General features: G+C 59.6%; 21 protein-coding genes. 12 read left to right on the top strand and 9 right to left on the bottom strand.

Annotation, left to right across the window (positions count from 1 at the left end; all coding sequences use genetic code 11):
* Positions 1-59: 59 nt before the first annotated feature.
* Positions 60-2,315: a TonB-dependent siderophore receptor gene (locus Y71_RS19830; RefSeq protein WP_007373760.1), complete on the bottom strand. Its 2,256-nt coding sequence runs from the start codon at positions 2,313-2,315 to the stop codon at positions 60-62.
* A 253-nt stretch (positions 2,316-2,568) separates the two neighbouring features.
* On the opposite strand from Y71_RS19830, the gene fes reads away from it, so the two are divergent.
* The 3 genes from fes to entF are packed head-to-tail and all read left to right on the top strand — an operon-like array spanning position 2,569 to position 7,907.
* Entirely contained in the window at positions 2,569-3,777 is a 1,209-nt protein-coding gene (gene fes / locus Y71_RS19820) for an enterochelin esterase (protein ID WP_007373761.1), read from the top strand.
* Positions 3,778-3,804: 27 nt separating this feature from the next.
* Complete coding sequence (locus tag Y71_RS19815) at positions 3,805-4,023, top strand: MbtH family protein (protein WP_007373762.1); 219 nt, start codon at positions 3,805-3,807, stop codon at positions 4,021-4,023.
* Positions 4,020-7,907 (top strand): enterobactin non-ribosomal peptide synthetase EntF, encoded by a 3,888-nt coding sequence (entF, locus tag Y71_RS19810; RefSeq protein ID WP_007373763.1) that lies wholly within the window; start codon positions 4,020-4,022, stop codon positions 7,905-7,907. The genes Y71_RS19815 and entF overlap by 4 nt, the downstream gene beginning before the upstream one ends.
* A 212-nt stretch (positions 7,908-8,119) precedes the next feature.
* Here the strand turns inward: entF and fepC are convergent, their stop codons facing one another.
* From fepC to fepD, 3 genes are read right to left on the bottom strand one after another with little or no spacing between them, the layout of a single operon-like run.
* Positions 8,120-8,935 (bottom strand): iron-enterobactin ABC transporter ATP-binding protein, encoded by an 816-nt coding sequence (gene fepC, locus Y71_RS19805; protein WP_007373764.1) that lies wholly within the window; start codon positions 8,933-8,935, stop codon positions 8,120-8,122.
* Positions 8,932-9,924, bottom strand: a complete 993-nt coding sequence (fepG, locus tag Y71_RS19800) for an iron-enterobactin ABC transporter permease (RefSeq protein ID WP_007373765.1) — start codon at positions 9,922-9,924, stop codon at positions 8,932-8,934. Before fepG ends, fepC begins: the two co-directional genes overlap by 4 nt.
* On the bottom strand, positions 9,921-10,925 hold the full coding sequence (gene fepD, locus Y71_RS19795; protein ID WP_007373766.1) for a Fe(3+)-siderophore ABC transporter permease: 1,005 nt from the start codon (positions 10,923-10,925) through the stop codon (positions 9,921-9,923). The genes fepG and fepD overlap by 4 nt, the downstream gene beginning before the upstream one ends.
* A gap of 112 nt (positions 10,926-11,037) precedes the next feature.
* Here fepD and entS point away from each other — a divergent pair, with 112 nt between their 5' ends.
* On the top strand, positions 11,038-12,273 hold the full coding sequence (gene entS / locus Y71_RS19790) for an enterobactin transporter EntS (RefSeq protein ID WP_007373767.1): 1,236 nt from the start codon (positions 11,038-11,040) through the stop codon (positions 12,271-12,273).
* An 80-nt stretch (positions 12,274-12,353) separates the two neighbouring features.
* On the opposite strand, the gene fepB is transcribed toward entS, so the two are convergent.
* Complete coding sequence (gene fepB, locus Y71_RS19785; protein ID WP_007373768.1) at positions 12,354-13,313, bottom strand: Fe2+-enterobactin ABC transporter substrate-binding protein; 960 nt, start codon at positions 13,311-13,313, stop codon at positions 12,354-12,356.
* Positions 13,314-13,500: 187 nt separating this feature from the next.
* Here fepB and entC point away from each other — a divergent pair, with 187 nt between their 5' ends.
* From entC to Y71_RS19750, 7 genes are all read left to right on the top strand, one after another.
* Positions 13,501-14,676 (top strand): isochorismate synthase EntC, encoded by a 1,176-nt coding sequence (gene entC / locus Y71_RS19780; RefSeq protein WP_007373769.1) that lies wholly within the window; start codon positions 13,501-13,503, stop codon positions 14,674-14,676.
* Between the two features lie 9 nt (positions 14,677-14,685).
* Entirely contained in the window at positions 14,686-16,284 is a 1,599-nt protein-coding gene (gene entE / locus Y71_RS19775) for a (2,3-dihydroxybenzoyl)adenylate synthase EntE (protein WP_007373770.1), read from the top strand.
* 10 nt (positions 16,285-16,294) lie between these two features.
* Positions 16,295-17,146 carry an isochorismatase gene (locus tag Y71_RS19770; RefSeq protein WP_007373771.1) on the top strand — a complete coding sequence of 284 codons (852 nt, stop codon included), beginning with the start codon at positions 16,295-16,297 and terminating at the stop codon, positions 17,144-17,146.
* Positions 17,146-17,901 carry a 2,3-dihydro-2,3-dihydroxybenzoate dehydrogenase EntA gene (gene entA, locus Y71_RS19765; protein WP_007373772.1) on the top strand — a complete coding sequence of 252 codons (756 nt, stop codon included), beginning with the start codon at positions 17,146-17,148 and terminating at the stop codon, positions 17,899-17,901. Before Y71_RS19770 ends, entA begins: the two co-directional genes overlap by 1 nt.
* Positions 17,902-18,315, top strand: a complete 414-nt coding sequence (entH, locus tag Y71_RS19760) for a proofreading thioesterase EntH (protein WP_007373773.1) — start codon at positions 17,902-17,904, stop codon at positions 18,313-18,315.
* 167 nt (positions 18,316-18,482) lie between these two features.
* On the top strand, positions 18,483-20,588 hold the full coding sequence (gene cstA, locus Y71_RS19755; protein WP_007373774.1) for a pyruvate/proton symporter CstA: 2,106 nt from the start codon (positions 18,483-18,485) through the stop codon (positions 20,586-20,588).
* A gap of 48 nt (positions 20,589-20,636) precedes the next feature.
* On the top strand, positions 20,637-20,834 hold the full coding sequence (locus Y71_RS19750) for a YbdD/YjiX family protein (protein WP_000460621.1): 198 nt from the start codon (positions 20,637-20,639) through the stop codon (positions 20,832-20,834).
* Positions 20,835-20,853: 19 nt separating this feature from the next.
* On the opposite strand, the gene Y71_RS19745 is transcribed toward Y71_RS19750, so the two are convergent.
* Complete coding sequence (locus Y71_RS19745) at positions 20,854-21,597, bottom strand: SDR family oxidoreductase (protein ID WP_007373775.1); 744 nt, start codon at positions 21,595-21,597, stop codon at positions 20,854-20,856.
* Between the two features lie 111 nt (positions 21,598-21,708).
* On the opposite strand from Y71_RS19745, the gene Y71_RS19740 reads away from it, so the two are divergent.
* Positions 21,709-22,296: a TetR/AcrR family transcriptional regulator gene (locus tag Y71_RS19740; RefSeq protein WP_007373776.1), complete on the top strand. Its 588-nt coding sequence runs from the start codon at positions 21,709-21,711 to the stop codon at positions 22,294-22,296.
* 74 nt (positions 22,297-22,370) lie between these two features.
* On the opposite strand, the gene Y71_RS19735 is transcribed toward Y71_RS19740, so the two are convergent.
* The 3 genes from Y71_RS19735 to Y71_RS19725 all read right to left on the bottom strand — a co-directional run bounded on the left by Y71_RS19735 (position 22,371) and on the right by Y71_RS19725 (position 24,304).
* A complete protein-coding gene (locus tag Y71_RS19735) occupies positions 22,371-22,646 on the bottom strand; it encodes a type II toxin-antitoxin system RelE/ParE family toxin (RefSeq protein ID WP_007373777.1) in 276 nt (91 codons plus the stop codon).
* A gap of 3 nt (positions 22,647-22,649) precedes the next feature.
* Positions 22,650-22,928: a CopG family ribbon-helix-helix protein gene (locus Y71_RS19730; RefSeq protein ID WP_007373778.1), complete on the bottom strand. Its 279-nt coding sequence runs from the start codon at positions 22,926-22,928 to the stop codon at positions 22,650-22,652.
* Between the two features lie 287 nt (positions 22,929-23,215).
* Positions 23,216-24,304, bottom strand: coding sequence for an oxidoreductase (locus Y71_RS19725; RefSeq protein ID WP_007373780.1), 1,089 nt, complete (start codon positions 24,302-24,304; stop codon positions 23,216-23,218).
* Positions 24,305-24,342: the final 38 nt, after the last annotated feature.

The following is a 24,342-nucleotide window of genomic DNA, read 5'->3' as shown; positions in this document are numbered from 1 at the left end:
CCGGCCCTCTCCCCGCCGGGAAGCGGGGCTCTTCCGTTGGGGGAGAGGGCGGGTGCAACTTAGAAGTGGGTGTTCACACTCATATACCAGGTGCGGCCCGATTCGTTATAGGTTTCTGCGCCAGCGCCGTACATCCAGCCAGTGCTGCCGCCGGTGCTCTGGGCGTTACCCGCGCGCCAGTGGCGTTTGTCGAACAGGTTATCGATACCGGCCGTCAGGCTAACGTATTTGGTCACATCCCAGGTGCCGCTCAGGCCAACGATGCTGTAAGGGCTGACTTCGTTGGTAGCGGAACCGGTCACGCGGTTACCCTGATAGTCATACTTTTTCGGTTCCTGTTTGCCGTACCAGGTAAAGGTCGACTGAACAGAAACATCCTGCACAATTTGCCAGCTCAGGGTGGAGTTTACCGTGTACTCCGGAATGATCGACAGGCGTTCGCCAGTGGTTTTGTTTTTGCTTTGCAGCATGTAAGTGAAGTTGTTGCTCCACGTTACCGCATCGCTGACCGGCACGTTCAGGGTGCCTTCTAAACCTTCCACTACCGCTTTCGGCACGTTTTCCCATTGATAGAGATCGGTTTTGGTACTGCCGACCGAGGTCTGGCTCAGCGGTGAATAACCGGCTTCAATCTTGTTGCGGTAATCGTTGCGGAACCAGGTCAAACCGGCCAGCCAGCCTTCACGTTTGAATTCCAGGCCAATCTCTTTGTTGATGCTGGTTTCCGCTTTCAGATCGTCGTTCCCCATCATGTAGCAGCCCACGCCGGTGCCGCTGGCGTAGCAACCCTGACCACGACTGTAGAGGATGTAGTTCGGGTTGGTCTGATAGAGGCTCGGCGCTTTGTAAGCGCGGGCGATACCCATTTTCAGCGTGAAGTCATCGCCCAGACCCTGCGACAGGTTCAGCGATGGGCTCCAGTTATTGCCGACAATGGTGTGATGATCAAAGCGCAGGGCTGGCGTCAGCATGGTGCTCTCGGTCAGCTCCATATTGTCTTCCGCGAACACCGAGTAGATATCAGCGCTGGAGTAAGGGCTGCGGTTGGTGCTGCTCAGACCGGAAATGGGGCCGCCCTGGAAAGCCTGCTTATTCGACGCCATGTCTTTCATCCGCTGCTGGTTCCACTCGGTTCCCAGCGTCAGCGTCTGATTGACCAGCAGATCCAGCGGCAGGTTCACTTCGTTATGCAGCATCACGTCCGAGAGATCGATATCGGTGAACTTATTGGTGTTGAATAACCCTTCCAGACCGCCCGCCAGGCCTTCGCCGAGACGCGAGTTGCGCGTGTGTTCGTACTGGAGCCAGTTATTGGTGGTCACACCGTTATCCCAGCCGCCATTCCAGGTGACAGAGTAGTTCTGGCGATAAAGACGGTTCGTCTCTTTGCCGTAGTTCTCTTTCACGTAGTTATTGGTGCTACTGTCGTTGTTGGTGTTCTGCGTATCGCCCGCGTAGAGGTTGCCCTGGCGGCTGTAACCGGCTTCGAACTCCAGCGACTGCAACGGTGCAAAATCCCAGCGCACCACGCCGTTGATATCTTTGTTAATCGAACCTTCACGACCGGCGGCCATGGTGTTGGCATAGATCCCGGTACGTTCAGACTGGTGATCCTGGTTGATATCCCACGCGTCGGCCTGGGTTTTTGCCAGGTTGCCATACAGGCGGAAGCTGACATCGCCGCCCAGCGGGCCGCTCAGGCTGAAGTCGGTACGTTTGGTGGAACCTTCGTCTTTATGTTCCGGCGCGTTGAAATAGGTGTTCCAGGCACCGTGCCATTCGTTTGTTTTATCTTTTTTGGTGATGATATTCACCACGCCGCCGGCTGCGCCGTTACCGTAACGCGCTGCTGCCGGGCCGCGAATCACTTCGATACGTTCGATCATTTCCGGCGGCACCCAGTTAGTGTCGCCACGGCTGTCACGCTCGCCGCGCCAGCCAAGGCGCACGGAGTTGCGGCTGGTAACCGGTTTGCCGTCAATCAGAATCAGGGTGTTTTCCGGGCCCATACCGCGAATATCGATCTGGCGGTTGTTGCCGCGCTGACCGCTGGTGGCGTTACCGGTTAAGTTAACGCCCGGCATGGTCCGGATAATTTCAGAAACGTCGCGCGCTGGCGGGTTTTTGCGAATTTCGTCAGCGGTGATGGTGGAAACGCCCGGCGCCTGCAAATTTTGCTGCGCGGCGGTCACAACGATGGTGTCATCATTCTCGGTGGAGTTGGTGGTATTGCTGTCTGCCGCCATGGCGGGCAAAGCAGCACCGTAAATTCCCAGATTGACCAATAAGGTCAAGGTCTTGATTTTGTTATTCATTGTTTTACCTGATTTTCATCGCCGCTTCCCCGGTTCATCCATTCCCAGGGGGAGAGGAGGCAGCATAATGGAGCCAGCACAAAGCGAGCTATTCAGCCCTGAGCAGCATCGACAAAGGTGGCCAATTGAGTGAAAGACGCGCTTCCCACAGCGCGCTAATACGCTATTGCAAATGCAAATTGTTATCAATAATATTATCAACAAATTTGGAAGTGCAAGCAAAAATTTCCACAGCATATTTGGGGTAATAGACGTGACGTCAACAACGGGAAGTGATGCCTGGTGGGAGTCAAAACAGGGGCCGGAATGGGTGCAGGAAGCGGGCGAATACCGCGTCACGTTTTGGTGGCGGGATCCGGCAGGCACGGAAGCCACTTCCCCCATTCAACGGGTCTGGCTCTATATCACCGGCGTGACCGATCATCATCAAAATGCCCGGCCGCAATCGCTTGAGCGCATTGCCGGTACTGATGTCTGGTACCGTGAGATCCGCCTTGAAGCGGGCTGGCGGGGCAGCTATTGCCTGATGCCTTCGCAAAATCACGACGATTTTTCCCCCGCGGTGTTTGCTGCCATTCCGCCGGATCGCGCCGCTCTGCGCGAAGGCTGGCGCAAACTGCTGGCGCAGGCGATTGCCGATCCGCTTAACCGGCAAAGCTGGCGCGGCGGTCGCGGCCATCCGGTTTCGGCGCTGGAAATGCCTGATGCGCCGCTACAGCCGGGATGGCAGGCATCCGATACGCCTTTCAATGAACCGCAACTATTGCACTGGCGCAGCCAGCGGCTGAACAACACGCGCCGCGTGTGGATCTACACCACCGGCGAGGAAAACGTGGCCGAACGCCCGCTGGCGGTGCTGCTCGACGGGCAATTCTGGGCGCAGAGTATGCCGGTCTGGCCCGCGCTGGCCGCGCTCACCAACGAGGGGCAATTACCGGCGGCAGTCTATGTGCTGATCGATGTGATTGATAATGTGCACCGCACGCGCGAACTGCCCTGCAATGCCGATTTCTGGCTGGCGGTGCAGGAAGAGCTGCTGCCGCAGGTGCAGGCGCTGGCGCCGTTCAGCAATCGCGCTGAGCGCACGGTGGTGGCCGGGCAGAGTTTTGGCGGTCTCTCTTCACTTTATGCCGCGCTGCACTGGCCGCAGCGTTTTGGCTGCGTATTGAGCCAGTCTGGTTCTTACTGGTGGCCGCATCGCGGCGCAGAGCAGGACGGCATCCTTATCCAACAACTTCAACGCGGTGAACTGCACCCCTCCGGCCTGCGCATTGTGCTGGAAGCGGGCGCGCGCGAACCGCTGATTTTTCGCGCCAATCAGGCGCTTTTTTCCCTGTTACAACGCATACAGCAGCCGGTTTTCTGGCGTCAGGTTGACGGCGGACATGATGCGCTTTGCTGGCGCGGCGGGCTGACTTCCGGGCTGATTACCCTCTGGCAGCCTTTGACCCGCGCCCGCTGACGCGCCTTTCTATGACAGGAGTTTGCTATGGAGTTCACCAACCCCTTCGATAATCCGCAAGGGCGGTTTTATATTCTGCAAAACAGCCAGCAGCAATACAGTTTGTGGCCTGCACAGTGCGCGTTGCCTGGCGGCTGGCGCGTGGTGTGCGAACCGCAGCCACAGGAAGCCTGCAATAGGTGGCTTGACGCTCACTGGCAGACCTTAACCCCGGCGCACTACGTGACTGCAAGGAGCGGCCAATGACGCAACGTTTACCGCTGGTCGCCGCCCAGCCAGGGATCTGGATGGCGGAAAAACTCTCGTCGCTGCCCAACGCCTGGAGCGTGGCGCACTATGTTGAGCTGAAGGGCGATATCGATGCCGCGCTGCTGGCGCAGGCGATTGTCACCGGTATGGCGCAGGCCGATACGCTGCGCATGCGCTTTGAGGAAGATAACGGCGACGTCTGGCAGTGGGTGGATGAATCGCAACAGTTTGCGCAGCCCGCCATCACCGATTTACGCTCCCACAGCGATGCGCATACCGCCGCGCTGAACATTATGCGCGCCGATCTGGCGCAAAACCTGCGCGTCGAGAGCGGTAAACCGCTGGTCTGCCATCAACTCCTGCGCGTGGGCGAACAGTGCTGGTACTGGTATCAGCGCTATCATCACTTACTGGTCGATGGCTTCAGTTTCCCGGCAATTACCCGCCAGATTGCCGCCATTTACAGCGCCTGGCGACGCGGAGACGAAACGCCATCATCCCCCTTTACGCCGTTTGCGGAAGTGGTGGAAGAGTATCAGCGTTATCGCGACAGCGACGGCTGGCAGCGCGATGCCGCTTTCTGGGCGAAACAGCGCAGCGAACTGCCACCGCCGGTTTCACTCTCGCCGACACCGCTGCCGGGACGCGCGGCGACCACTGACATTCTGCGCCTGAACGTTGCGCTCAATACTGATGATTTCCGCCGTTTAACTCGCGCGCTGCCGAATAGCCAGCCTGCCGATCTGGGGCTGGCGCTGGTGGCGCTGTGGCTCGGTCGTCTGTGCGGGCGGATGGATTACGCCGCCGGGTTTATCTTTATGCGCCGCATGGGTTCCGCTGCGCTGACGGCGACCGGGCCGGTACTCAACGTGCTGCCGTTGGGCATTCATATCGATGGCGCGCAAACCCTCGCGGAATTGGCCGCGCAACTGGCGGGCAGCCTGAAAGTGATGCGTCGTCATCAGCGTTACGATGCCGAACAGATTGTCCGTGATGTGGGCCGCGCCGCCGGCGATGAGCCGCTGTTTGGCCCGGTATTCAACGTCAAAATGTTTGACTACTTGCTGGATGTCGATGGCATTCACGGCATCACGCACACGCTGGCGACCGGGCCGGTCAACGATCTGGAGATTGCACTGTTCCCGGATGAAGAGGGCGGTCTTGCCGTTGAAGTGTTGGCGAACCGCAGCCGTTACGATGAAGCCACACTGCGCGGCCATGTGGCGCGGCTGGGCCAATTACTGGCGCAGTTTGCCGAAAACCCGGCGCTGCGCAGCGGCGATGCCGATCTGCTTGCCCGGCACGAAGCGCAACAGCTGGCAAACATTAACGATACCGGCATGATGCTGCCGACCACAACCTTAAGCGATTTAGTGGCGATGCAGGCAGCGAAAACCCCGGACGCACCTGCATTGCGCGATGCCCGCTGGCAGTTCAGTTACCGCGAAATGCGTGAACAGGTTGTCGCGCTGGCGCAGCATCTGCGTCAGCTTGGCGTGCAACCCGGCGACAGCGTAGCGGTGGCGTTGCCGCGCTCGGTCTTCCTGACGCTGGCGCTGCACGGCATTGTCGAAGCGGGCGCCGCCTGGCTGCCGCTGGATACTGGCTACCCGGACGAACGTCTGCGGATGATGCTGGAAGATGCGCAGCCAAGGTTGTTGATCACCGCAGAAGATCAACTCTCCCGCTTTAGCGATATTCCGGGGCTGGCGCACTTCTGCTACCAGCAGCCGCTGGCCGCGCAGGGCAGTGAAGCGCTCAATCTGGCACGCCCGGAACAGACGGCGTATATCATTTTTACCTCCGGCTCCACCGGGCGACCGAAAGGGGTGATGGTCGGCCAGACCGCCATCGTCAACCGCCTGCTGTGGATGCAGGAACAGTACCCGCTGACTGCGCAGGATGTGGTGGCGCAGAAAACGCCATGCAGTTTTGACGTCTCGGTGTGGGAATTCTGGTGGCCGTTTATCGCCGGGGCCAGCCTGGTGATGGCCGAGCCGGAAGCGCACCGCGATCCGCAAGCGTTACAGGTTTTCTTTGCCGAATATGGCGTAACCACGACCCATTTCGTGCCGTCGATGCTGGCGGCTTTTGTCGCTTCGCTGACGCCGGAGAGTGCGCAGCAGCGCTGTCGAACGCTTAAACAGGTGTTCTGTAGCGGCGAAGCGTTGCCGGCAGAATTGTGCCGCGAATGGCAACACCTGACCGGCGCGCCGCTGCATAACCTGTATGGCCCGACGGAAGCGGCGGTGGACGTGAGCTGGTATCCGGCGCACGGCGAAGCGCTGGCGCAGGTGCGCGGCAACAGCGTGCCGATTGGCTTCCCGGTGTGGAATACCGGGCTGCGTATTCTCGACGGCATGATGCGTCCGGTGCCGCCGGGCGTGGCGGGCGATCTCTATCTGACCGGTATTCAACTGGCGCAGGGCTATCTGGGACGTCCGGATCTGACCGCCAGCCGCTTTATTGCCGATCCGTTCGCCCCCGGCGAGCGTATGTACCGTACCGGCGATGTGGCGCGCTGGCTGGAAAATGGCGCGGTGGAATATCTGGGGCGCAGCGACGATCAACTGAAAATTCGCGGCCAGCGTATTGAACTGGGCGAAATTGACCGGGCGATGCTGGCTTTGGCGGATGTGGCGCAGGCGGTGGCGCATGCCTGCGTCTTTAATCAGGCGGCGGCCAGCGGCGGCGATGCGCGTCAGCTGGTGGGCTATGTGGTTTCCGCGTCCGGTTTGCCGCTCGATACCGCCGCGTTGCTGGATCAACTGCGTGAGCAACTGCCGCCGCATATGGTGCCGGTGCGCCTGCTGCAACTGAGCGCCTTGCCGCTGAGCGCGAACGGTAAACTCGATCGCAAAGCGCTGCCGTTACCGGAACTGGCGGCGGCACGCTGTGGTCGCCCGGTGAATACCGGGATGGAAACACGCGTGGCGCAGGCGTTTGCCGCGCTGTTGGGCTGCGAGGTGCAGGATGCGCAGGCCGATTTCTTTGCGCTGGGCGGCCACTCGCTGCTGGCGATGCGTCTGGCGGCACAGCTCAGCCGCGAGCATCAAAGGCCGGTGACGCCGGGGCAGATTATGGTTGCATCTACGGTGGAGAAACTCGCCGCGCTGCTGGAGCAGAGCCTGACGGCGGAGCAGGCGCAGCGCCTCGGTATGGAAACGCTGCTGCCGCTGCGTGAAAGCGACGGCCCGACGCTGTTCTGCTTCCATCCGGCTTCCGGTTTTGCCTGGCAGTTCAGCGTGCTGGCGCGTTACCTCGCGCCGCGCTGGTCGATAACCGGCATTCAGTCGCCGCGACCTTCTGGGCCGCTACAGCAGGCGGCAACGCTGGATGAAGCCTGCGAGCAACATCTTGCCACGCTGCTGGCGCAGCAGCCGCACGGGCCTTATCACCTGTTCGGTTACTCGCTTGGCGGCACGCTGGCGCAGGGCATTGCCGCGCGTTTGCGGGCGAGGGGCGAAGAGGTGGCCTTCCTTGGTCTGCTCGACACCTGGCCGCCGGAGACGCAAAACTGGGCGGAGAAAGAGGCCAACGGGCTGGATCCGCAAGTGCTGGCAGAGATTGAGCGTGAACGGCAGGCCTTTCTTGCCGCCCAACAGGGGCAAGGCTCCGGCGAGCTGTTTTCTACTATTGAAGGCAACTACGCCGATGCGGTGCGTTTGCTGACCACTGCGCACAGCCTGCCATTTGACGGTAAGGCGACGCTGTTTGTCGCCGAACGCACGCTGCCCGCAGGCACCGATCCGCACAAAGCCTGGGCGCCGTGGGTGCGGGAACTGGCGGTGTATCGCCAGGATTGCGCCCATGTTGATATTATTTCGCCGCAGGCGTTTGAGCGTATCGGGCCGGTGTTAAGGGAGATCCTGGGGGAGTGATATTGCCTGTTGCCCGCTAACGCGTTTAGCGGGCAGGAGGTTTGCATCGCAGGCCGGATAAGGCGTTTGTGGAGTAGTTCCGTTCACGTGTTAGTGCGTTTCTGAAACTCTTGCATACCAGGTGAACGGAACAATACCTCTGGAGTGACATATCCTCTGGAGAAACTCGCTTTCCCCGGGCTGAGATTATGTGGCACAGCTTGCCGATTGCACTAAGTCTTTCGGGACTCTATTCCGCTGCGCCCCAGCGGCACCACCAGCGGCGTATGCGCCACCGGATCGTCAATGATCATGCAGCGCAGACCGTAGACCGCTTCTATCAATTCGGCGGTGACAATCTCTTTGGGCGCGCCCTGCGCGACAATTTTGCCATCGCGCAGTGCAATCAGATGCGTGGCGTAGCGGCAGGCCTGATTCAAATCATGCAGCACCGCCGCCAGCGTATAACCCTGTTCGCGGTTCAGCGCGCTTAACAACTCCAGCAGATCGATCTGGTAGCTGATATCGAGCCAGGTGGTGGGTTCATCGAGCAGCATGATGGCCGTCTCCTGCGCCAGCACCATCGCAATCCACGCCCGTTGCCGCTGGCCGCCGGAGAGCGTATCGACACTCTGGCTGGCCAGCGAATCCATGCCGGTGGCTTTCATCGCCCGCGCCACGGCGTCTTCATCCTCTTTACGCCAGCGGGTGAACAGCGGCTGATGCGGGTAGCGACCGCGTGCCACCAGCTCCTGCACGGTGATATCGCCCGGCGTGGTGGCGTTTTGCGCCAGCAGCCCGACACGCCGCGCCACCTCTTTGCTGGCGAAGCGCTGGATCTGCTCGCCATCGAGATAAACATGCCCCTGTGCGGGCGTCATCAGGCGGCTCAGCGTGCGCAGCAGCGTTGATTTACCGCAGCCGTTGGGGCCGATAATGGCGGTGAAATGGCCGTCGGGAATGGCAACGCTTAGCTGCTCGGCAATGATTTTTTTGCCATAACCCAGCGTTAAGTCTGCGCCGCGCAAACGGGAAGATAAATCGGTCATTTCTTGCGGGACTCCTGAATTAACAAGGCGATAAGGTAGATACCGCCAAGGCTGACGGTGACCACACCCACCGGCAACTGATAAGGCGTAAACCCTTGCTGGGCGACAAAATCCGCCAGCAATAACAGCAACGCGCCGCACAGGGCAGACTGCATTAAGCCCCAACGGGCGGTGGCGCTGATGCGCCGGGCGATGTGTGGCGCTACCAGAGCGATAAATGAAATCGGCCCCGCCAGCGCGGTAGCCGACGCTGTCAGCGCCACCGCCACCAGCATTAACAGCAAGCGTGAACGCTCGACGCTGACACCAAGCGCGCAGGCGCTGTCATCACCCATCTCCAGCAACCGCATCCGGCGGACGAGCAGGGCGGCGCACACGAACATCAGCATAATGATTGGCGCGGAAGGCAGCGTTTTCGCCCAGGTCAGGCCGTTCAATGAGCCAGCATTCCACAGCCCGGCGGTGACGGCAGTTTCCAGCGACGCCTGCAGCAGCAGCCAGGTATTGAACGCCACCAGCATCGCACGCACGCCAATGCCGACAATAATCAGGCGGAAGGTTTCAATGCCGTTGCGCCAGGCCAGCAGCCAGACCACCAGCGAGGTGAGCATACCGCCCGCCATCGCCGCCAGCGCAATGGCCGTTAAATGCTGACCAAACAGCACCATCGCCACCAGCACGCCGCTCCACGCGCCGGTGTTAAAGCCCATCACATCCGGGCTACCTAACGGGTTGCGCATCAGCGATTGAAAAATCGCGCCGCTGACGCCGAGCGCGGCACCGACCAGCAGCGCCATCAGCACGCGCGGTAAACGCCACTCCATCACCACCAGTTGAATCGCGCGCGGCGCATCGCCAGTTAGTGCGTTCATCACCTGGGGCAATTCCAGCGTTACTGCGCCGCTGCGCAGGCTCCAGACCGCCATCAGCACGGTACAAAACACCATCAGCAGGCAACTGGCGACTAAACGACGGGACGGCGAAATCACAGGCCACCTCCGCGTGCGCGGCGCACCAGAACAATCAGCACAGGCGCACCGAGAAAGGCGCTGACTACCGATACGCGCAGCTCACCGGGCACAATCAGGCGGCCAATAATATCGGCGAACAACAACAACGCTGGTGTCGCAAGCAATGTGACTGGCAACGACCAGCGGTGATCCGCGCCCACCAGCCAGCGCGCCATGTGCGGCATCATCAGGCCGATAAAGGCAATCGGGCCGACTACCGCCGTCGCGCTGCCGCACAGCACGGTGATGGTCACTAATCCAAGTAATTGCGTGCGCGCCACCTTGCTGCCAAGCGCAGTGGCGGTATCGCTGCCGAGACTCAAACTGTTGAGTGAGCGGCTCAGCAGCAGCGCGATCGCCGCCGCCAGTAGCACCGGAATGAGCACAATTTTCAACGTTTGCAGGGTGCGGATATCCAGCGACCCGGCCTGCCAGAATCGCAACTGGTCATAGACATCGGCATTCAGCAGCGCAATCCCGCTGGAGAGCCCTTCCAGTACCGCGCCAAGCGCGACTCCCGCCAGCGTCAGACGCACCGGACTGAGTTGCCCGCCGCCCTGGCTGCCGGTAAAGGCCACCAGCAGCGACGCGGCCAGCGCACCGCAAAACGCCAGCAGTAATTGTTCCGCCGGAGACGAAATACCGAGCAGCGCTGCGCCGAGCACAATGGCGAAACTGGCGCCGGAGTTAACGCCAAGCAGGCCGGGATCGGCCAGCGGATTACGGGTGAGGGTTTGCATTAGCGCACCAGCAAGCCCCAGTGCGCCACCGGCCAGCAGACCCGCCAGCGTGCGCGGCAGGCGCGCATCGCGGATTACGGTGCAGTCCGCGCTCTGGCAGACACCGGAGAGCGCGTCGATCACCACGGCGGCGGGCATCGGTTTCGCGCCAATAAACAGGCTGAGTGCGGCGGCGACAACAAGCAGTATCAATAGTCCGGCGAGAGCAAAGGGGCGCGCCGGAAAAGCAGAACACGACATAAGACGTCCCAAATTTGATAATGATAGTAATTATCGTTATCGATCTTGTTTTGATATGTTAACATGCGAAGCCGGCATATGGACATAAAAAGTACGTATTTAAGGCGCTGTGATGAAACAACAATCCTGGCTGTTGAACCTTAGCCTGCTGCGCACGCATCCGGCTTTTCGCGCAGTGTTTTTGGCGCGTTTTATCTCGATTTTATCGCTGGGCCTGCTTGGCGTAGCGGTGCCGGTGCAGATTCAGGCAATGACCCACTCCAGCTGGCAGGTGGGGTTATCGGTCACGCTGACCGGTTCGGCCATGTTTATTGGCCTGATGTTTGGCGGCGTGCTGGCGGATCGCTATGAACGTAAGAAACTGATTTTACTGGCGCGTTTGACCTGCGGCGTTGGGTTTATCGGCCTGTGTCTGAACGCGCAACTGGCGGAGCCTTCGCTGGCGGCGATCTATCTGCTGGGTTTGTGGGACGGCTTTTTCGGCGCGCTTGGCGTGACGGCGCTGCTGGCGGCAACGCCTGCGCTGGTCGGGCGGGAAAATCTGATGCAGGCGGGCGCGATCACCATGCTGACAGTGCGTCTGGGGTCGGTGATTTCGCCGATGTGCGGCGGTCTGCTGCTGGCTTCGGGCGGCGTGGTGTGGAACTACGGTCTGGCAGCGGCGGGGACATTTATCACCCTGTTGCCGTTACTCAGCCTGCCCGCGTTGCCGCCACCGCCGCAGCCGCGCGAGCATCCGCTGAAATCGCTGCTGACGGCGCTGCAATTTTTATTTCGTAACCCGTTGATTGGCGGTATCGCGCTGCTCGGCGGGCTGTTAACCATGGCCAGCGCGGTGCGCGTGCTTTATCCGGCGCTGGCGATGAGCTGGAACATGTCGGCGGCGGAAATCGGCCTGCTGTATGCCGCGTTGCCGCTTGGTGCGGCGATTGGGGCATTGACCAGCGGCAAGCTGGCGCACAGCGAAAGGCCTGGCGTGATTATGCTGATGACCAGCGTCGGCGCTTTTGTTGCGATAGGGCTGTTCAGCCTGATGCCGGTGTGGGCGCTTGGTGTGCTGTTCCTGGCATTATGCGGCTGGCTGACCGCCGTGAGTTCGCTGTTGCAGTACACCCTGCTGCAAACCCAGACGCCGGAAGCGATGCTCGGGCGTATTAACGGCTTGTGGACCGCGCAGAACGTGACGGGCGATGCGATTGGCGCGGCGCTGCTGGGGGCGATGGGATCGATGATGACGCCCGCCTCATCGGCGAGCATCAGCGGGCTGGTACTGGCGGCGATCGGTTTAGTGCTGGTGGTGGCGCTCAGCGAGCTGCGCCGTTTTCGTCAGACGCAGCCTACTGCATAGGAAGCTTACGGCCGGATGGTGCTTCGGGCTTACATGTTTAGCGGATCTCGATCGCAGGCCGGATAAGACCGGCAAACAGATTAACCAAACAGCGCCGACAAACGCTGCAACACGCGGGTAGCGCTGTAGTAGTCCAGGCGGAAGGTTTCTGCGCCGAGGGCGTAAACGCGTTTGTTCTGTACCGCAGGCAGATGCGCCAGCAACGGATTCGCGTTCAGCGCGTCGGCATCTTTTTGATCGCTGGCGAACAGGAACAGCGCTTCACCGCCCAGTCCGGCAGCAAGGTTTTCTCCGCCCAGTTGCACGATGTCGTGGCGTTTACCCTGGCTCTGGCTGGTTTGCAGATTGGCCGGTAGCGGCGCAAGGGCGAAGCCCAGTTGCTGCATCAACTTGCCCTGCGCGGAGTCGCTGGTCCACAGGTTGGCGCTGTGCGCGGCGGGGGTATAAACCAGCGCAGTAACCGGCTGCGGCGGCAGTTTCATCCGTGATTTGACGTCGGCCAGTTGCTGGTTGAATTCGCTGATGCGCGCAGCGGCCTGTTTTTCCTGGCCGGTGATTTCACCCAGTTGGGTGAGCAGCGCCTGCCAGCTTTTATCGTCGTAATTGATAACCAGCGTCGGCGCGATGGTGGAAAGCTGGTCGTACAGGGCAAGGGCGGAATCGCCGCCGGTAGCGCTGATGAGGATCAGATCCGGCATCTGTGCGGCAACGGCCTCGGCATTCGCTTCGCCAATGTAAAGACGAGCGACGTTGCGTTGTTTCGCCACATCGCCCCACTGGCGCAGAAAGCCCTGCGCGTCGGCGAAACGGTTATTCGGCGTGGTCGCACCACTGGCAATTACAGGTGCGTCAATCGCCAGCAGCGATCCGGTAAGGGTGACGCTGGTTGACACAATGCGCAGCGGCTTGCTGTCGAGCTGATGCGTACCGCGACTGTCGGTGACCTGGCGAGGCCAGTCGGCGGCGATTGCTGAGGTTAGTCCTAAAACAAAAATGCCCAGAATCACTAAGGGCTTACGGAACAAAAAAGAAAATCTCACGGATTGCGTCCTGTTTTTGTTGAGGTTAATGCTTCTCATTTTCATCATTGTATGAAGGGGATGCAAGCATTAGCGGCGCAGAAGAGGAATCTGCTGTTGACAGCGCGGGTAATAACTTTTTATCTTACCGCCACAAAACACAAATGATAATCATTATTAATCTCACTTATCATTGTTGGAGGATGATATGGATATGTCCCTGGCTGAGGATATCCAGCAGTCTGCGAAGACACTGGCCGCGGATCAGTTTTTGTTTATGTCGCCGTACCGCAGTTTTATAACCTCCGGGTGCGTTGCCCGTTTCTCTGAACCTGCCGTCGGCGGTGATTCTCCGGAGAGCGCCTTCCAGACCAAACTGGCGCAGGCCTTTGCCGATGCGAAAGCGCAGGGCGTGGCCCGGCCGGTGATGGTTGGCGCGATCCCGTTCGATACCACGCAACCTTCCGCGCTGTTTATTCCGGCGTCGTGGCAAACCTTCTCCCGTCCGGCGCGCCAGCGTTCTGCCCGCTATTTCAACGCCAGTGACATGCCGAATGTTGTCGCGCAACGTGAAATCCCGGAGCAGGAAACCTTCATGCAGATGGTGGCGCGCGCGGTGCAGAAGACCGCCACGCCGGAAGTGGACAAAGTGGTGCTCTCCCGTCTGATTGAGATTGCCACCGACAGCCGCATCGACAGCGGCGTGTTGCTGGAGCGGCTGATTGCCCAGAATCCGGCCAGTTTCAACTTCCACGTTCCATTGCCGGATGGCGGCGCGCTGCTGGGCGCCAGCCCGGAGCTGCTGCTGCGCAAAGAGGGCGACCACTTCAGTTCGCTGCCGCTGGCCGGTTCCGCCCGTCGCCAGCCGGATGACATGCTGGATCGCGAAGCGGGCAACAAGTTACTGGCGTCGGAAAAAGATCGTCACGAGCACGAACTGGTGACGCAGGCGATGAAAAAAGTGCTGCAGCCGCGAAGCCGCTCTCTGAACTTACCGGATTCGCCGCAACTGGTGACCACGCCGACATTGTGGCATCTGGCGACGCCAATTGAAGGCACGGCGCTGGCGGGAGAAAACGCCCTGACGCTCGCCTGCCTGCTGCACCCGACGCCTGCGCTGAGCGGTTTCCCGCATCAGGTGGCGAAAAAGCTGATTGCCGAACTGGAACCATTCAATCGTGAACTGTTCGGCGGCATTGTCGGCTGGTGCGATGACGAAGGAAATGGCGAGTGGGTGGTGACCATCCGCTGCGCCCGCATTCATGAAAACCACGTCCGGCTGTTTGCCGGTGCCGGTATTGTGCCTGCTTCCTCGCCGCTGGCGGAGTGGCGCGAAACCGGGGTGAAACTGACCACCATGCTGAACGCATTTGGTCTGCACTGAGGAGCGAAGATGACCATTCCTTTTACCCGCTGGCCGGAAGAATTCGCCCGCCGTTACCGCGAAAAAGGGTACTGGCAGGATCTGCCGCTTACTGACATTTTGACCCGCCATGCGCACAGCGATGCCACCGCAGTAATTGATGGCGAGCGTTCGTTGAGCTACCGCCAGTTGCATCAGGCTTCCGATAACCTCGCGTGCAGCTTGCAGGCGCAGGGGATCGCCCGCGGCCAGACCGCGCTGGTGCAACTGGGCAATGTGGCGGAGTTCTACATTACGCTGTTTGCCCTGCTGAAACTCGGCGTTGCGCCGGTGAATGCGCTGTTCAGCCATCAGCGCAGCGAACTGACCGCCTATGCCGCACAGATCAAACCGGCGCTATTGATTGCCGATCGCGATCATGCATTGTTTGCCGACGACAATTTTATTCTCACGCTGGATTCTGTTCGCGTGGTGCTGTTGCGCGGCGAACAGGGCGAGCACGCGCTGGAGGCAGCGATTGCCCGCCCGGCGGATAACTTCGTCGCCACGCCAACACCGGCCGATGAAGTGGCGTTTTTCCAGCTTTCCGGCGGCAGTACCGGCACGCCGAAACTTATCCCACGCACCCACAACGATTATTACTACAGCATTGCGCGCAGCAACGAGATTTGCGGTTTCACCGCGCAAACCCGCTACCTGTGCGCACTGCCCGCAGCGCACAACTACCCGATGAGTTCTCCCGGCGCGCTGGGCGTCTTCCTCGCGCAAGGTTGCGTGGTGTTGGCCGCCGATCCGAGCGCCACGCTCTGCTTCCCGCTGATCGAAAAACACCAGATTACCGTGACTGCGCTGGTGCCGCCTGCGGTGAGCCTGTGGTTGCAGGCGATTACCGAGTGGGGCAGCAATGCGCAACTGGCATCGCTCAAACTGTTACAGGTCGGCGGCGCGCGGCTTTCAGCAACGCTGGCGGCGCGTATTCCTGCGGAGATCGGCTGCCAGTTGCAGCAGGTGTTTGGCATGGCCGAAGGGCTGGTGAACTACACCCGGCTGGACGATCCCCTTGATCGCATCATCAATACGCAGGGCCGCCCGATGTGCCCGGATGATGAAGTGTGGGTGGCGGATGAACACGGCAATCGGCTGCCGTCAGGCCATGTCGGGCGGCTGATGACGCGCGGGCCGTACACCTTCCGTGGCTATTTCAACAGCCCCGAACACAACGCCAGCGCCTTCGATGCGAACGGTTTTTACTGCTCCGGCGATCTGATTTCGATTGATGAGCAGGGCTACATCACCGTGCAGGGGCGGGAGAAAGATCAGATCAACCGCGGCGGCGAGAAGATCGCTGCCGAGGAGATCGAAAACCTGCTGCTGCGCCACGAGTCGGTTATCCATGCCGCGCTGGTGAGCATGGAAGACAGCCTGCTGGGAGAAAAAAGCTGCGCGTACCTGGTGGTGAAAGAACCGCTACGTGCCGTTGCGGTGCGTCGTTTTCTGCGTGAGCAGGGCGTCGCGGAATTTAAGCTGCCGGATCGCGTGGAGTGCCTGGAGGCACTGCCGCTGACGCCGGTCGGTAAGGTTGATAAGAAACAGTTACGTCAGTGGCTGGCCGAGCGCGCCACCGCGTAAAGGAGAGAAGATGGCGATTCCAAAATTACAGGGTTACGCCCTGCCTGCGGCGGCGGATATCCCGCAGAACAAAGTCAGCTGGCCGTTTGAGCCGGAGCGTGCAGCGCTGCTTATTCATGATATGCAGGACTATTTTGTCAGTTTCTGGGGCGATAACTGCCCGATGATGCAACAGGTGATAGCGAATATTGCTGCACTGCGTGCGTTCTGCAAACAGCACCACATCCCGGTTTACTACACCGCGCAGCCGAAAGCGCAGAGTGATGAGGACCGCGCATTACTGAATGACATGTGGGGGCCGGGGCTGACCCGTTCGCCGGAGCAGCAGAAAATCGTCGCCGAACTGGCTCCCGATGAAGCAGATACAGTGCTGGTGAAGTGGCGCTACAGCGCGTTTCATCGCTCGCCGCTGGAGCAGATGCTGAAAGAGACCGGGCGCAATCAGTTGCTCATCACCGGCGTCTATTCGCATATTGGCTGCATGACCACCGCCACGGATGCGTTTATGCGCGATATCAAGCCGTTTATGGTGGCCGATGCGCTGGCGGATTTCAGCCGCGAAGAACATTTGATGTCGCTGAAATATGTCGCCGGGCGTTCCGGCCGCGTGGTGCTCACCCAGGAACTGCTGCCGGTGCCGGGCAGCAAAGCGGCGCTGCGCGCGGTGGTTCTGCCGCTGCTCGATGAATCCGACGAGCCGCTGGATGACGAGAATCTGATCGACTACGGCCTGGATTCCGTGCGCATGATGGCGCTGGCTGCCCGCTGGCGAAAAGTCCACGGCGATATCGATTTTGTGATGCTGGCGAAAAATCCGACCATCGATGCGTGGTGGGCGCTGCTCTCGCGCGAGGTGAAATAATGGCCAGCCTGGATTTTACCGGCAAAATCGTGTGGGTGACTGGCGCAGGGAAGGGCATCGGTTATGCTACCGCGCTGGCCTTTGTTGCGGCGGGCGCGCAGGTTACCGGCTTCGATCTGGCTTTTCCTGGCCGCGATTATCCCTTCTCCTGTGAAACGGTGGATATTGCCGATGCCGCGCAGGCGCAGGCCGCCTGCAAACGGCTGCTGGCGCAGAACGATCGGCTGGATGTGCTGGTCAATGCCGCCGGGATTTTGCATATGGGTGCGACCGATGCGCTGAGCGCAGAAGCCTGGCAGCGCACCTTTGCTGTGAATGTTGGCGGCGCGTTCAACCTGTTCCAGCAGACGATGGCGCAGTTCCGCCGTCAACAGGGCGGGGCGATCGTCACGGTGGCGTCCGATGCGGCGCATACGCCACGCATCGGCATGAGCGCTTATGGCGCGTCGAAAGCCGCGCTGAAAAGCCTGACGCTGACCGTCGGCCTTGAGCTGGCGGCAAGCCGCGTGCGCTGTAATGTTGTTTCGCCGGGTTCGACGGATACCGATATGCAGCGCACGCTGTGGGTGAGCGATGATGCTGAACAGCAGCGCATTCGCGGCTTTGGCGAGCAGTTCAAGCTCGGCATTCCGCTGGGCAAAATCGCCCGGCCGCAGGAAGTGGCGAACACCGTGCTGTTTCTGGCGTCCGATCTGGCCAGCCATATCACCCTGCAGGATATCGTGGTGGATGGCGGCTCAACGCTGGGGGCGTAGATGATCTGGAAACGTCACTTAACGCTTGAGGAACTGAATGCCAGCAGTGAAAACACGCTGGTGGCGCATCTGGCTATTCTCTATACCCGCATCGGCGACGATTTTATCGAGGCCGAAATGCCGGTCGATGCCCGTACCCATCAGCCATTTGGCCTGTTGCACGGCGGCGCGTCGGCGGCGCTGGCGGAAACGCTCGGTTCGATGGCGGGCTATATGATGACGCGTGACGGCCAGTGCGTGGTCGGCACCGAGTTAAACGCCACGCATCATCGCCCGGTTGCCCAGGGAAAGGTGCGCGGCGTCTGCCAGCCGCTGCATCTTGGACGGCAAAACCAGAGCTGGGAAGTTGTGGTGTTCGATGAACAAGGACGTCGCTGCTGTACCTGCCGCCTGAGCACCGCCGTGCTGGGCTAATTTCTCCCTCTCCTTTCGCGGAGAGGGCATTCTTGCGATCCCGTTAACACAATCATGTAAATACCTGGTTGCAGGGCAAATTTCCCCTGTTTCAAAGTTGTTAAAAGCCGTGGGTTGATATAGATACAAAATGTAACATCTCTCTGTTTCTCACACGGATAACCGCTATGAACAACCCAGGGAAATACCTTATCTGGGCAATCCTCTCCCTCGTCGGAGCCTTTGCCCTCGGCTATATCGCTCTCAATCGCGGCGAACCGATCAACGCACTGTGGATCGTGGTTGCTGCCGTCTGCATTTACCTTATTGCTTACCGGTTTTATGGCCTCTATATCGCCAAAAATGTGCTGCAGGTTGATCCGACGCGCATGACCCCGGCGGTACGGCACAACGATGGTCTCGACTATGTGCCGACGGATAAAAAAGTGCTGTTCGGTCACCATTTTGCAGCAATTGCCGGGGCAGGCCCGCTGGTGGGGCCGGTGCTGGCGGCGCAGATGGGGTATCTGCCGGGCATGATCTGGATCCTCGCAGGCGTGGTGCTGGCCGGGGCGGTGCAGGACTTTATGGTGCTGTTTATCTCGACCCGTCGCGACGGGCGTTCGCTCGGTGAGATGGTGAAAGAAGAGATGGGATCGACTGTCGGCGTGATTGCGCTGGTGGCGACCTTTATGATCATGGTGATCATCCTCGCGGTACTGGCGATGATTGTCGTTAAAGCGCTGACCCACAGCCCGTGGGGCACGTACACCGTAGCGTTCACCATTCCGCTGGCCATTTTTATGGGCATTTATATTCGCTATCTGCGCCCCGGGCGCATCGGTGAAGTGTCGGTAATCGGCCTTGTGCTGCTGGTGTTTGCCATTATTTCCGGCGGCTGGGTTGCCGCCAGCCCGACCTGGGCGCCGTTCTTCGATTTCACTGGCGTGCAACTGACGTGGATGTTGGTGGGCTATGGTTTTGTCGCCTCTGTACTGCCGGTGTGGCTGCTGCTGGCACCGCGTGATTATCTCTCCACCTTCCTGAAAATCGGCACCATTATTGGCCTGGCGATTGGCATTTTGATTATGCGCCCGACGCTGACCATGCCGGCGCTAACCAAATTTGTTGACGGCACCGGCCCGGTGTGGACCGGCAACCTGTTCCCGTTCCTGTTTATCACCATCGCCTGCGGCGCGGTGTCCGGCTTCCATGCGCTGATCTCTTCAGGCACCACGCCGAAGATGCTCGCCAGCGAAGGCCAGGCCTGCTTTATCGGCTACGGCGGTATGTTGATGGAATCGTTTGTGGCGATCATGGCACTGGTCTCGGCGTGCATTATCGATCCGGGCGTTTACTTCGCGATGAACAGCCCGATGGCGGTACTGGCGCCTGCAGGCACGGCGGATGTTGTCGCCTCGGCGGCGCAGGTGGTCAGTAGCTGGGGCTTTACCATTACGCCGGATGCGCTGACGCAGATTGCCAGCGAAGTGGGCGAACAGTCGATCATCTCAAGGGCGGGCGGTGCGCCGACGCTGGCGGTGGGGATGGCGTACATCCTGCACGGCGCGCTCGGCGGCATGATGGACGTTGCCTTCTGGTATCACTTCGCCATTCTGTTTGAAGCGCTGTTTATTCTGACAGCTGTCGATGCCGGTACGCGCGCGGCGCGCTTTATGTTGCAGGATCTGCTGGGCGTTATCTCGTCGAACCTGAAACGGACCGAATCACTGCCTGCTAACCTGCTGGCGACGGCGCTGTGCGTACTGGCGTGGGGGTACTTCCTGCATCAGGGCGTGGTTGATCCGCTTGGCGGCATTAACACCTTGTGGCCGCTGTTTGGTATCGCCAACCAGATGCTGGCAGGCATGGCGCTGATGCTCTGCGCGGTGGTGCTGTTTAAAATGAAACGCCAGCGTTATGCATGGGTGGCATTAGTGCCAACCGCCTGGCTGCTGGTGTGTACGCTGACCGCTGGCTGGCAAAAAGCCTTCAGCCCTGATGGCAAAGTCGGCTTCCTGGCGATCGCCAACAAGTTCCAGGCGATGATCGACAGCGGCAACATTCCGGCGCAGTATACCCAGTCACAACTGGCGCAACTGGTATTTAACAACCGTCTTGATGCCGGGCTGACCATCTTCTTTATGGTGGTTGTGGTGGTGCTGGCGTTTTACTCGCTGAAAACCGCGCTGGCGGCGCTGAAGGTGAGTGAACCAACGGCGAAAGAGACGCCGTACGAGCCGATGCCGGAGAATCTTGAACAGATTGTCGGCCAGGCAAAAAGCGCCCATTAATGGTTTCCCCCTCTCCCTTGCGGGAGAGGGTTTTCTCAGGGGGAAAAGATGTTTGATACGCTCTCGAAAGCCGGAAAATACCTGGGCCAGGCGGCGAAGATGATGATTGGCGTGCCGGACTATGACAACTACGTTGAGCATATGCGCGTTACGCACCCGGATCAGACGCCGATGACCTACGAGGAGTTTTTCCGCGAACGCCAGGATGCGCGCTACGGCGGTAAAGGCGGCGCGCGCTGCTGCTGACGCGCCGCCTCTGCTGGCGTTACGCGTTGGCACCGCCATCCACCACAATATCGGCCCCGGTGATCTGCTTCGCCGCCGGGCTGGCCAGGAAGGCAACCGCCTCGGCGATATCCTGCGCTTCACCGTAGTGGCCCAGCGCGATCAAGCGGCGCTGCGCATCGGAGGTTTCACCGTCCACCGGGTTCATATCACTTTCTGTCGAGCCGGGTTTCACCATATTGACGGTGATGCCGCGCGGCCCCAGATCCCGCGCCAGTCCGCGTGTTAACGAGTTCAGCGCCGATTTGGTCATCGAGTAAATCGCAATTTCACCCAGCGGTACGCGGTCGGAAAGGTTGCTGCCGATATTGATAATGCGCCCGCCTTTCGGCAGATGGGCGATGGCCGCCTGTGTCGTATAGACCACACCGCGAATATTCACGTTGATCAACGCATCGATATCTTCCTGCGACATCGTTTCCAGCAAACCGCCGCGCGCAATCCCGGCGTTATTGACCAGAATATCCAGCCCGCCCAGTTGTTCTACCGTCTGCGCAACCGCCGTGCGTGCCGCCTCCGGCCTGGCGCTGTCGGCCTGAATAGCAACGCCGTTACGCCCGAGGGCGCGGATTTCTGCGGCAACTGCTTCGGCTTTCTCCGCGGATTTCTCCCAGGTGATGGCGACATCCGCCCCGGCGCGCGCCAGCGTTAAGGCAATGGCTTTCCCCAGACCGCGGCTCGCACCGGTGACCAGTGCGCGTTTACCTGCAAGTGAGTGTGACATGAGTGGCTCCTGAATTATGTGTCGATTGATACATAATTAAAATAATCATGCTTCCATATATTCGTCAATATTATTAATATACCGATCAGCACAAAATGTGAGGGTAGCGAAGTGAGCCGTGGAAGACCCCGTGAATTTGATCGCACGGATGCGCTGAACAAAGCGATGAAACTCTTCTGGCAGAAGGGTTATACCGCGACGTCGATGAATGATCTCTATGCGACGATGGGGATTAAATCCCCCAGCTTGTACGCCGCGTTCGGCAGCAAAGAGGATCTCTACGACGAGGTGTTGCAGCACTACGAAGAATGTGTGGCACCGCATATCTGGAACGGCATGGAGAGCGAGCCGTCACCAAAAAAGGCGATTGCGCAGTGGCTGGAGCGTTCAGCGGAAACCTTAACCCGCAGTGATTTGCCGCATGGCTGTATGGTGACGCTGTCGTCCGTCGCCAGCGAAGGTCACGAACGGCTCGGCGCGCGGGTTCAGCAGTTGCGTAATAGCGGCTTTGAACTATTGAAAGCACGCCTGAGTGAAGCGCAGCAGTGCGGCGAATTACCGCCATCAACCGATATCGACGCGCTAACGCGTTTGTATGTCAGCATTCAGCAGGGGATGTCGATTCAGGCGCGGGACGGCGCCAGTCGCGAAACGCTGCTCGGCATCGCGCGAATGGCGATGGGGCTGTGGCCTGCATGAGTGGGGCGGATACGTTCATACGACGGATAAAACCACAGGCCGGATAAGGCGAAGCCGCCATCCGGCAATGAGCGCTAACGGTCTTCTTTTGTATGCCAGATTCGCAGGATGATGATATGGCTGTCCGTCAGTTCGTAAATCATTTCATAACTGCCAACAAACAAAGAACGGACTTCGCGCGGATACCAGCTTTCATCCGGCGGGCCTATTTGTGGGTGGAGCAAGAGCATTTCAGGGGCGTCAGCCAACATGATGACAACTTTGCGGGCGGCTTCAGGGTTTTGGATAAACAGGAATTTTGACAGTCTCTCTACATCCTGAAGAGCGAGTCGCGTCCATTCTAACTGCATTTATCATCCCCGTTTTTTAACGCCTGGCAGCGGCATTGGATTAACCGTCCCCAGACTTTTAAGCCAGGTTGCCGCTTCTGCATGACTGACAGTTTCACCGCGTTCAACGGCATCCAGGCCTTGCTGGATCATGGCCTGGCGTAATTCTGCACGCTCAATATATTCCGCGAGCGCACGCTTGATAATCCAGCCCCGCGAGCGTTCGCTGCTTTCGGCAAGTAAATCGACTTTATCGGCGAGTTCAATAGGTACATGCGCTGTCAGTACTTTCGTCCCAGGCATTTGGACACCTCAATCAGTGTGATTTTTAAAAAATCGTAGCGATTAGGTGGAAGAGATTCAACCTCTTTTTTGACTGTCTGTCGGGGAGGCACGATGAAAGATGTTTTCCGATTTACGTAGCAGGATTTCCAACCAGGATAAACAGAATAAGCGCCAGCCAGTATTTTGTCTGGCATCGCAGCTTATTGCCGGATGGCGGCCTCGCCTTATCCGGCTTACACGCTACCTGCCGGGGCAAGCACCGAAACCGTAGGCCGGATAAGCGCCAGCGCCATCCGGCACTATGATTAGCGCGACAGCGCTTCGACTTTTTCAAACGCCGCTCGCAGCGTGTCGGCGGAGAGGTTTACCGGCAGGTAGTGGATGGATTCCACCGGACGCAGGATGTGAGCAATCACTTTCTCCAGCTCGGCGTGATTGTTGATATCCACCTCCAGCGCCGCCAGCGTGGTGGGCAGGTTGAAGCGCTGATATGCATCGATTAGCTGCGCCAGCACATCGTCCTGGCCGAGCAGGGCGCTCTGCACCAGAATGCCGTAAGCGACTTTGGTGCCGTGCAGGAATTTATCCGTTTGCGGCAGTACCGTCAGGCCATTATGCACGGCATGTGCGGCCGCCACGCGGGTATAGCGCTCGCCCAGCCCGCCAACCATACCGCCGCCAGCAATGATTGCGTCCACCACATCACGAAATGCCTGCGTCACTTCGCCGCGCTGCTGATCGGCCAGCGCCTGTTCGCTGCTTTCCAGTAGCACATCGCGGATAGCCAGTGCGCCGTTAATCCCCAGCCGCACGGTCAGCGGCAGGTTTTCCGGCTGCGGTGCCAGCACCACGGCTTCATACCACTTCGCCAGCGTATCGCCGATGCCCGCCAGCAGATACTCCGCCGGGGCATTGAGGATGATTTGCGGCTCGACCAGCACGAGGAAGTTGGCGTCGTCGAAAATCTCAAAATGCAGCGCCTGCCCGGCATCGTTGTACCACACCGACAGCGGCGTCCAGGCCGCACAGGTCGCAGCAATGGTCGGGATAGCCACTAGCGGTAAACCGAGGCGGCGCGCCACCACTTTGGCGGTATCCAGCAGTGCTCCGCCGCCAACGCCAATCACCACTGCGCGGTCATCGCCGGATTGCTGCACCAGTTCGGCCACGTCGCGTTCGCTGCAATGGCCCTGAAACAGAATGTGCTTTGCGCCCGGCGCATTAAACCCTTGCGGCAGAAAGGCTTTGGCCCCGGCAAAAGCGCGTTCGCCGTAGATCCACACCGCGCGTGAGAGCTGCTCTGCGCTGTAGAAGTCGTGCAAACGCGCAAGGCTTCCGGCATGGGAATAATAATTGGCAGGGCCGGGTACGACGCGAATATCAGTGTTGCTCATGTGTAGTGTCCTTGTGCGTGTTTGCTAACCCGATGTTA

Origin of the sequence: Kosakonia radicincitans DSM 16656, from assembly GCF_000280495.2 — a bacterium.
GTDB classification, from domain to species: Bacteria; Pseudomonadota; Gammaproteobacteria; order Enterobacterales; family Enterobacteriaceae; genus Kosakonia; species Kosakonia radicincitans.
The sequence above is the reverse complement of the archived record's forward strand: the minus strand, read 5'-3'. Positions and strand labels throughout refer to the sequence as shown.